The organism is Acidiphilium sp. PM, from assembly GCF_000219295.1.
GTDB classification, from domain to species: Bacteria; Pseudomonadota; Alphaproteobacteria; order Acetobacterales; family Acetobacteraceae; genus Acidiphilium; species Acidiphilium multivorum.
On record NZ_AFPR01000160.1, the window covers coordinates 1 to 8,376 of the forward strand.

8 protein-coding genes are annotated in these 8,376 nt (G+C 67.1%); 6 read left to right on the forward strand and 2 right to left on the reverse strand.

Annotation, left to right across the window (positions count from 1 at the left end; translation table 11 throughout):
- The first annotated feature begins 533 nt into the window (after positions 1 to 533).
- Together APM_RS22390 and APM_RS22325 are read left to right on the forward strand one after the other, a co-directional pair.
- Complete coding sequence (locus tag APM_RS22390; RefSeq protein ID WP_206740697.1) at positions 534 to 728, forward strand: hypothetical protein; 195 nt, start codon at positions 534 to 536, stop codon at positions 726 to 728.
- Positions 729 to 900: 172 nt separating this feature from the next.
- The gene (locus APM_RS22325; protein WP_197535479.1) at positions 901 to 1,575 is read left to right on the forward strand and encodes a hypothetical protein; all 675 of its coding nucleotides are present in this window, start codon (positions 901 to 903) and stop codon (positions 1,573 to 1,575) included.
- Between the two features lie 74 nt (positions 1,576 to 1,649).
- On the opposite strand, the gene glmS is transcribed toward APM_RS22325, so the two are convergent.
- Both glmS and glmU read right to left on the reverse strand, forming a co-directional pair.
- The gene (gene glmS / locus APM_RS07750; RefSeq protein WP_007422810.1) at positions 1,650 to 3,473 is read right to left on the reverse strand and encodes a glutamine--fructose-6-phosphate transaminase (isomerizing); all 1,824 of its coding nucleotides are present in this window, start codon (positions 3,471 to 3,473) and stop codon (positions 1,650 to 1,652) included.
- The gene (glmU, locus tag APM_RS07755) at positions 3,473 to 4,786 is read right to left on the reverse strand and encodes a bifunctional UDP-N-acetylglucosamine diphosphorylase/glucosamine-1-phosphate N-acetyltransferase GlmU (protein WP_007422809.1); all 1,314 of its coding nucleotides are present in this window, start codon (positions 4,784 to 4,786) and stop codon (positions 3,473 to 3,475) included. The genes glmS and glmU overlap by 1 nt, the downstream gene beginning before the upstream one ends.
- Before the next feature lie 72 nt (positions 4,787 to 4,858).
- Between glmU and gph the strand changes: the two genes are divergently transcribed.
- The 4 genes from gph (at position 4,859) to sufC (ending at position 8,311) form a co-directional block, all read left to right on the forward strand.
- The gene (gph, locus tag APM_RS07760) at positions 4,859 to 5,509 is read left to right on the forward strand and encodes a phosphoglycolate phosphatase (protein ID WP_007422811.1); all 651 of its coding nucleotides are present in this window, start codon (positions 4,859 to 4,861) and stop codon (positions 5,507 to 5,509) included.
- A gap of 121 nt (positions 5,510 to 5,630) precedes the next feature.
- On the forward strand, positions 5,631 to 6,098 hold the full coding sequence (locus APM_RS07765) for an SUF system Fe-S cluster assembly regulator (RefSeq protein ID WP_007422812.1): 468 nt from the start codon (positions 5,631 to 5,633) through the stop codon (positions 6,096 to 6,098).
- Between the two features lie 8 nt (positions 6,099 to 6,106).
- Positions 6,107 to 7,558 (forward strand): Fe-S cluster assembly protein SufB, encoded by a 1,452-nt coding sequence (gene sufB / locus APM_RS07770; protein ID WP_007422813.1) that lies wholly within the window; start codon positions 6,107 to 6,109, stop codon positions 7,556 to 7,558.
- A 9-nt stretch (positions 7,559 to 7,567) separates the two neighbouring features.
- Complete coding sequence (sufC, locus tag APM_RS07775; RefSeq protein WP_007422814.1) at positions 7,568 to 8,311, forward strand: Fe-S cluster assembly ATPase SufC; 744 nt, start codon at positions 7,568 to 7,570, stop codon at positions 8,309 to 8,311.
- The last annotated feature ends 65 nt before the right edge of the window (positions 8,312 to 8,376 follow it).

The window sequence follows — 8,376 nt, forward strand, 5'->3', positions numbered from 1 at the left end:
CGCGAAACCGCCTGCCGCGCCGCCGGCCACCCCGCCTGCGTCTTCGCGATCCGGCGCGGCTGATCTCCCGGCAATAGACCGGCGGCGCGGATGATGCTCTACCGGCCTGCCCGATACCCACCCGGCCTCGCCGCCGCGAGGGCTTCGCCTTCGATTTCGGCGCCCAGTTCTGGGTCTGAACCAAACGCCGTGCGGCCTTGAGGGGATTGATCTGTGGTCTGCCCACTTCTGCTACCAGATGGCCTGGAGGAAAAGGTCGGTGGGTATAAAGACGTGGGACAGCAGCCTGTCGCTGCCGGGCTTGATCGTGGAGCGCAAGATGCTCGTTGGCGGTGTTGTGCAGATGTCGGGCCGGCTGTCCGCTTCGCAGGCAACGTGTCCGGACTACGGCACGCCGTCGACATCCTGCCACAGCCGGCGCGATCGCATGCTCGCGGAAATGCCCGTCAGTGGGAGCGCGGTCCAGCTTCGGCTATTGGTACGACGTTCCGGTGCGGACACGCCTCGTGCCGGCGGCAAACGCTCAGCGAGCCGTGAGCACCCGCATTTCGCCGCCGGTACGGTCGGTGGCTCGGGCGCTGCAATGCGCTGGTGTGCGCGGTGATCCGCTGACAGAGCCACCGCCGCCCGCGCGGGTGATCGGTATCGACGACTTCTCCTGGCGCCGCGGGGATAGCGACGGCGGCGTCGTCGTCGATCTCGAAGTCGTCAGGTCATCGACCTGTTGACGGACAGGTGGCGCGAGACCGTGACCGCCTGGCTTGAGCAGAGCCCGCAGGTCGAGATATCTGCCCCGTGATCGCGGCCCTGGCTATGGCGCTGCCGCCACCGAAGCGGCGCCCCAGGCGCGTCAGGTAGCCGAGCGCTGGCACATGTTCGAGAATGCGTCTGCGGTGTTCCTTGCGCGGTTCGATCCGAGATGCAGTGCCTGCGCCGTACGCCCGCACCCGCGCGGCCGGTCATCCCGCGACCCTGACCCGCGCCGAGCATATCCAGTGGGATGGCACTCAGCTTCGCCAGGCACTCAACCGACAGATTGTGGATCTTGCCGGGCGAGGCGTGCCGATCAAGGCGATGGAGCGCACCACCGGCGCGTCGTGCCAGACGTTCCGCAAGATCCTGAGCGGCCAGCGCCACGATACATTCCGGCAGCGTCAGAGCGCGCTCGATGCCTGGTCGCTCACGCTCGAGGCCGAGTGGAACGCAGGATGCAGGGTTGGTTCCGAACTCTGGCGGCGCCTGAAGGCATCAGGCTTTACAGGCTCGCTGCGCATGGTCAGCGAACGGACCACGCGCCGCCGCTGTCTCGTCGCCATGGGCCAGCGGTCAGGTCGAAGGCAAAATTACACGCCTCAAATCCATAAAGTGCCAGACGTACGGCCGCGCCAAGATCGATTTGCTCAAGGCACGGTTCATGGTGCCCGCATGACCACATCTGCAGGGAATTTGAGTCAGACCCTGCCATCCATGCCGGCCACCTTCACCAGTACGGATTCTGGATCAGAATTCTGCGCAAGCTGGAATCGCCCATCAATTCAATCCGATCGCAAAACACCCGAGGATAAATCTCTATGATCTGGAATACATCTTTATTATCTGGTTCACAATTTCATTATCCATCGGCAACTAAAATTCGTCCCGATGATTGATTATTCGACGGTTACCGATTTCGCAAGATTACGAGGCTGATCTACATCGGTGCCCTTGAGGACGGCGACATGGTAGGCGAGAAGCTGAACCGGGATCGCGTAGAGAATGGGCGCGACGAACGGATCGCACTCGGTGATGATGATGGTCCGGTTCGCGATGCCAGCGAGGCGGGCGGCGCCGGCCTTGTCGCTGAACAGTATGATCCGTCCACCGCGTGCCGCGGCTTCCTGCAGGTTGGACGCAGTCTTTTCGAAGAGCGGGCCGGAAGGCAGCACGGCGATGACCGGCACCGAGGGATCGATCAGCGCGATCGGCCCGTGCTTCATTTCGCCGGCGGGGTATCCTTCGGCGTGGATATAGCTCAGTTCCTTCAGCTTCAGCGCGCCTTCGAGGGCGATCGGCATCATCGAGCCGCGGCCGAAGAACAGCACGTCGCGCGCATCGCGGATGTCTTCGGCAAGGGCGCGGATCTCCGTATCATCGGCAAGGAGCTGGGCCATCTTGCCGGGAAGCTCCATCAAGGCGGCGACCAGCGGCGCGATTTCCGCATCGCTCCGCGCGCCACGGGCGCGGGCGAGGGCGAGGGTGAAGCCGGCGAGCACGGCGAGCTGTGCGGTAAAGGCCTTGGTGCTGGCAACACTGATTTCCGGGCCGGCGATGGTTTCCAGCATCAGGTCGCTCTCGCGCGCCATCGTGCTTTCCGGCACGTTGACCACCGACATCACCTTGCAGCCCTGGCGCTTCATGTAGCGCAGCGCCGCCATGGTATCGGCGGTTTCGCCGGACTGGCTGATGACGAGGCCGAGCCCCGCGGGGTCGAGCGGTGGCTCGCGGTAGCGGAACTCGCTGGCTACATCAGCATCGACGGCGATCCGCGCGATCTCCTCCAGCCAGTAACGCGCCGTCAGACCGGCATAGTAGGCCGAGCCGCAGGCCGAGAGGGTGATGCGCGGAATCGCGGCGAGATCGACCGCGAGGTCCGGCAGGACCGGCAGGCGGGTTGCCGGGTCGATCATGCGGTTCAGCGTGTCGCCGATGATCGCGGGGTTCTCGTGCAGCTCCTTTTCCATGAAATGGCGGAAATTGCCCTTGCCGATGGACGCGCCGGTCAGGCGGGTCAGCTTGACCTCGCGGGCGACCGGGTTGTTCGCGGCGTCGCGGAATTCGGCACCGCTGCGCGACACGATCACCCAGTCGCCATCGTCGAGATAGGCGATGCGGCGGGTCAGCGGCGCGAGGGCAAGGGCATCGGAGCCGAGATACATCTCCTCCTCGCCGAAGCCGACCGCGAGCGGGGCGCCGCGCTGCGCGCCGATGATCAGCTCGGGATGACCGGCGAAGATCAGCGCCAGCGCATAGGCGCCTTCGAGCCGGGCGAAGGCGGCGGCGGCGGCCTCGACCGGGGCGAGGCCGCGGGCGAGATGAAGATCGACGAGCTGGGCAACGGTTTCGGTGTCGGTCTCGGTGGAGAAGACCTGGCCGGCGGCTTCGAGCTCGGCGCGCAGTTCGGCATGGTTCTCGATGATGCCGTTATGCACGACGGCGACGCGGGCGGTGCCGTGCGGATGGGCGTTGCCTTCGGTGGGCGCGCCATGCGTCGCCCAGCGGGTGTGGCCGATGCCGGTGGTGCCGGCGAGCGGTGCCGCGGCGAGGCTGGCGGCGAGGTTGGCGAGTTTGCCCTCGGCCCGGCGGCGGGTGATCGCGCCCTCGACCAGGGTGGCGATGCCGGCGCTGTCATAGCCGCGATAGGCGAGGCGGGAGAGACCGTCGAGCAGCAGGGGAGCGGCGTCGTTCCGCCCGATCAGTCCGACAATGCCGCACATCAGCGTTTTCCCTTCGTCATGCGCAGTTCGGCCGCGCGGCCGGGTTTTTCGACCTGCCGGCCGCGCGCGAGCGCCAGCGCATCCGCCGCCACCGGGTCGGTGATGACGCTGCCGGCGGCGATGATCGCGCGGTCGCCCACCGAAACAGGGGCGACGAGGGCGACGTCCGAGCCGATGAAGGCGTCGGCGCCGATCGTGGTGCGGTGCTTGGCGAAGCCGTCGTAATTGCAGGTGATGGTGCCGGCGCCGATATTGGCGCGCGGACCGATTTCGGCATCGCCGAGATAGGTCAGGTGGTTGGCCTTGGCGCCGGCACCGAGGCGGGCGGCCTTGAGCTCGACGAAATTGCCGACGTGGGCGCCGGCGCCGATGTCGCTGCCCGGGCGCAGCCGCGCATAGGGGCCGATGATGGCGCCGGTTGAGATGGCGCAGCCCTCGAGATGGGAGAAGGCGCGGATCGTGACATCCGGCCCGACCGTCACGCCGGGGCCGAAGACGACATGCGGCTCGATCGTGACATCGGCGGCGAGCGCGGTGTCGGCGGCGAGGAAGACGGTTTCGGGGGCGGTCATCGTCACCCCGGCGGCGAGGGCGGCGGCGCGCAGGCGGGACTGCATCGCCGCCTCGGCGGCGGCGAGCTCGGCGCGGGAATTCACGCCCCGGCATTCGTCCCACGGCGCCTCGACCACGGCGACGGAGGCACCCTCGGCGCGGGCGACGGCGACGAGGTCGGTAAGGTAGTATTCGCCTTTCGCGTTGTCGTTGCCGATGCTCCCGAGCCAGCGGCGCATGTCGGCGGCGGCGGCGGAGAAGCCGCCGACATTGCACAGGCCGATCGCGCGCTCGGCCTCGGTCGCGTCGGCGAATTCGACGATGCGCTCGGCGAAGCCGGCGGGCCCGATAATGCGGCCGAAGGCGCCGGGTTCCGGCGGGCGGGTGCCGAGCAGCACCAGCGCCGCATCCCCCGCGCCGAGCCGCGCGCCGAGGCGCTGGAGAGTCGGGCCGGTGACCAGCGGATTGTCGCCATAGACGAGGGTGACGGCGCCGGCACCGAAATGGTCCGCGGCGGCGAGGGCTGCATGGGCGGTGCCGAGGCGCTCGCGCTGGATCACGGTCGGGTGCGGGGCGGCGGCGCGGGCGACCTCGTCCATGTCCGGCCCGGTGACGACCACGGTGGCCGCGAAGGCCGTCTTGCAGGCGGCGAGGAGATGGGCGAGCATCGGCCGGCCGGCGATGTGGTGCAACACCTTGGGTCGGCTCGACTTCATGCGGGTGCCGAGGCCGGCGGCAAGAATCACGGCGGTATTGTGCATGAGCGAAGCGGTAGCCCTGGCCAGCCGCGCCTGTAAAGTGTCCGGCCATCAAATAGGATTTCGGAGTGTGTCATGAATGCTGCACGCGGTGTTGTTTTCGATCTGGACGGCACGGTCATCGACAGCCTGCCGGATCTCGCGGCAGCGCTGAATCGCTCCCTCGCGCGCCATGGCATGGCGCCGGTCCCTCGGGAAGAGGTGGCGCCGATGGTCGGCGATGGCGCGAAAATGTTGCTGAAACGGGGCTATGAAGCCCGCGGAATGACGCCGGATGACGAGGACGAGGCCATCTTCCTCGCCGATTACGAGGCCCATGTGACCGACCTGACCGAGCCCTATCCGGGCATCGCCGAGGCGCTCGGCACGTTGGCCGCGCGCGGCTACAGCCTGGGGATGTGCACCAACAAGCCGGAGGCCTCGGCGCGCAAGGTGCTGGCGGCGCTGGACCTCGATCGCTTCTTCCCGGTCCTGATCGGCGGCGACGCCACCACGTTCCGCAAGCCCGACCCCCGCCATCTCGGCGCGGTGCTCGAGGCAATGGCGGTCGGCAAGGATGCGGCGGTGATGGTCGGCGACCACCACAACGACATCGCCACCGCGGACCGGCTGGGCGTGGCGTCCATCTTCGTCCGTTGGGGGTATGGGCGCGCGGAAGCGACGGTGTCGATCGACGAAACGGCGGCGCTCGTGCCGGCGGTGGAGCGCCTGCTCGGGGCGGGCTGATCGGCTGCCCCGCGCACGCGGCCGATTCGCGTGGGCGCCATCCCGCAACCGGCCTTGACGGGCGCTGCCCGATAGCCCATGTGCGGAAACAGGACCTGCATTGTCCGCAATCGGGTGAGCCATGTTGAGATTGTCACGACTGACCGACTACGCCGTGGTGGTTCTGGTGCGTCTGGCCCAGGCTGGATGCGTCGAGACCGCGCCCTCGATCGCCGCCGGAACCGGCATCCCGGAGCCGACCGTGGCGAAGGTGCTGAAGGGATTGGCGCAATCCGGCCTCGTGTCGTCGCAGCGTGGCGCGCATGGCGGGTATCGGCTCGGGCGGCCGCTCGCCGCGATTCCGATCGCCGATGTGATCGTGGCGATCGACGGACCCATTGCGCTGACCGCCTGCGTCGAAGGCACCGGCGGATCGTGCGACAGCGCTTCGCTGTGCCCGATGGCGGGGCGCTGGGGCGTCGTGAACGATGCGATCAGCGATGCGCTCAACGCGATCTCGCTGGATGACATGCAGGCGGCCGCATTGCCCAGGGCGTTGCGGGTCGAAGGATCGGATGTCGCGGCGCGCGCGCCGTCAACTGTCGAATAGGGGTTTCCATGCCTGCCGTGAACGAGACGATCGAGACCGTCGACCGGATATCCGGCGGCGGCTACAAGTTCGGCTTCGAGACCAATATCGAGATGGAGTTCGCGCCCAAGGGGCTGAACGAGGACATCGTCCGGCTCATCTCGGCGAAGAAGGGTGAGCCGGAATGGCTGCTCGAATGGCGGCTCAAGGCCTATCGCGCCTGGCTCTCCATGGAAGACCCGGCTTGGGCGCGCATCCGCCATCCGAAAATCGACTATCAGGACCTGCATTATTACGCGGCGCCGAAGAAGCCGGCGCCGAAGTCGCTGGACGAGGTCGATCCCGAACTTCTCGCGATGTACGAGAAGCTCGGCATTCCGCTGAACGAGCGCGCGGCGCTGGCGGGAATCGCCGTCGATGCCGTGTTCGACAGCGTTTCGGTCGCGACCACGTTCCGGGAGTCGCTGGCCAAGGCCGGGGTGATCTTCTGCTCGATTTCCGAGGCGGTGCGCGAGCATCCCGATCTGGTACGGAAATATCTCGGCAGCGTCGTGCCGGCGGGCGACAACTATTACGCGGCGCTGAACTCGGCGGTGTTTTCCGATGGCAGCTTCGTCTTCGTGCCGAAGGGCGTGCGCTGCCCGATGGAGCTTTCGACCTATTTCCGCATCAACGCCCGCAACACCGGCCAGTTCGAGCGCACACTGATCGTCGCCGAGGCTGGGGCCAGCGTGTCGTATCTCGAGGGCTGCACGGCGCCGATGCGCGACGAGAACCAGCTTCACGCCGCGGTGGTCGAGCTCGTGGCGCTCGACGAGGCGACGATCAAGTATTCGACCGTGCAGAACTGGTATCCGGGCGATGCCGAGGGGCGCGGCGGCATCTATAACTTCGTGACCAAGCGCGGCGCCTGCCGGGGGCGGAACTCGAAGATTTCCTGGACCCAGGTGGAAACCGGCTCGGCGATCACCTGGAAATATCCCTCCTGCATCCTGCAGGGCGAGGGCTCGACCGGCGAGTTCTACTCGGTGGCGGTGACGAACAATTTCCAGCAGGCCGATACCGGCACCAAGATGATCCATCTGGCGCCGAACACGACGAGCACGATCGTCTCCAAGGGGATTTCGGCCGGACGCTCGAACAACACCTATCGCGGCCTGGTGCGGATCATGCCGCGGGCGACGAATGCGCGGAACTTCACCCAGTGCGACAGCCTGCTGATCGGCGATCGCTGCGGCGCGCATACGGTGCCCTATATCGAGAGTCGCAACCGCACCGCCAAGGTGGAGCACGAGGCGACAACCTCGAAGATCGCCGATGACCAGCTGTTCTACTGCCGCTCGCGCGGGCTTTCGGAAGAGGACGCGGTGGGGCTGCTGGTCAACGGCTTCTGCCGGGACGTTTTGAAGGAATTGCCGATGGAGTTCGCGGTCGAGGCGCAGAAGCTGCTCGCCGTGTCTCTCGAAGGCTCCGTGGGCTGAGGACGCAACATGCTTGAAATCAAGGGACTGACCGCGACCATCGATGGCAAGGAGATCCTGCGCGGGATCGACCTGACCGTGCCGGAGGGCGAGGTGCACGCCATCATGGGGCCGAACGGGGCGGGAAAATCCACCCTGTCCTACGTGCTGTCGGGCCGCGAGGGCTACGAGGTCACCGGCGGCAGCGTGACGTATAATGGCGCCGACCTGCTGGCGATGGAGCCGGAGGAGCGGGCGGCGGCGGGGGTGTTCCTCGCCTTCCAGTATCCGGTCGAACTGCCGGGGGTGGGCAACGCCAATTTCATCCGCACCGCGCTGAACGCGATCCGCCGGGCGCGCGGCGAGGCGGAACTCGACGCCGTTCAGTTCCTCAAGGAAGCGCGGGCGGCGGTGAAGGCGCTGAAAATGCCGGACGACATGCTGAAGCGCAATGTCAATGTCGGGTTCTCGGGCGGCGAGAAGAAGCGCAACGAGGTGCTGCAGATGGCGCTGCTGAAGCCGACCCTGGCGCTGCTCGACGAGACCGACTCCGGGCTCGATATCGATGCGCTCAAGATCGTCGCCGAAGGGGTGAACGCGCTGCGCGGGCCCGCCTTCTCGGCGCTGGTGATCACGCATTATCAGCGGCTGCTCGACCATATCGTGCCGGACCGGGTGCATGTGCTGGCGGCCGGCAGGATCGTCCGCTCCGGCGGGCCGGAGCTTGCGCGCGAGCTTGAGGCGAACGGTTATGCGGGGCTGGAGGCGGCATGAGCGGGACTGACCTGCTCGACGGTTTCGACCTCGCCGCGCTGCCGGGCGCGTCCACGCGGGAGGCA

Bases quoted from the DNA above. Each gene is read 5' to 3' on its own strand.
- sufB (WP_007422813.1), top strand. From the start codon at position 6,107: ATGCCTGCCGTGAACGAGACGATCGAGACCGTCGACCGGATATCCGGC.
- glmS (WP_007422810.1), bottom strand. From the start codon at position 3,473: ATGTGCGGCATTGTCGGACTGATCGGGCGGAACGACGCCGCTCCCCTG.
- glmU (WP_007422809.1), bottom strand. From the start codon at position 4,786: ATGCACAATACCGCCGTGATTCTTGCCGCCGGCCTCGGCACCCGCATG.
- gph (WP_007422811.1), top strand. From the start codon at position 4,859: ATGAATGCTGCACGCGGTGTTGTTTTCGATCTGGACGGCACGGTCATC.
- APM_RS07765 (WP_007422812.1), top strand. From the start codon at position 5,631: ATGTTGAGATTGTCACGACTGACCGACTACGCCGTGGTGGTTCTGGTG.
- sufC (WP_007422814.1), top strand. From the start codon at position 7,568: ATGCTTGAAATCAAGGGACTGACCGCGACCATCGATGGCAAGGAGATC.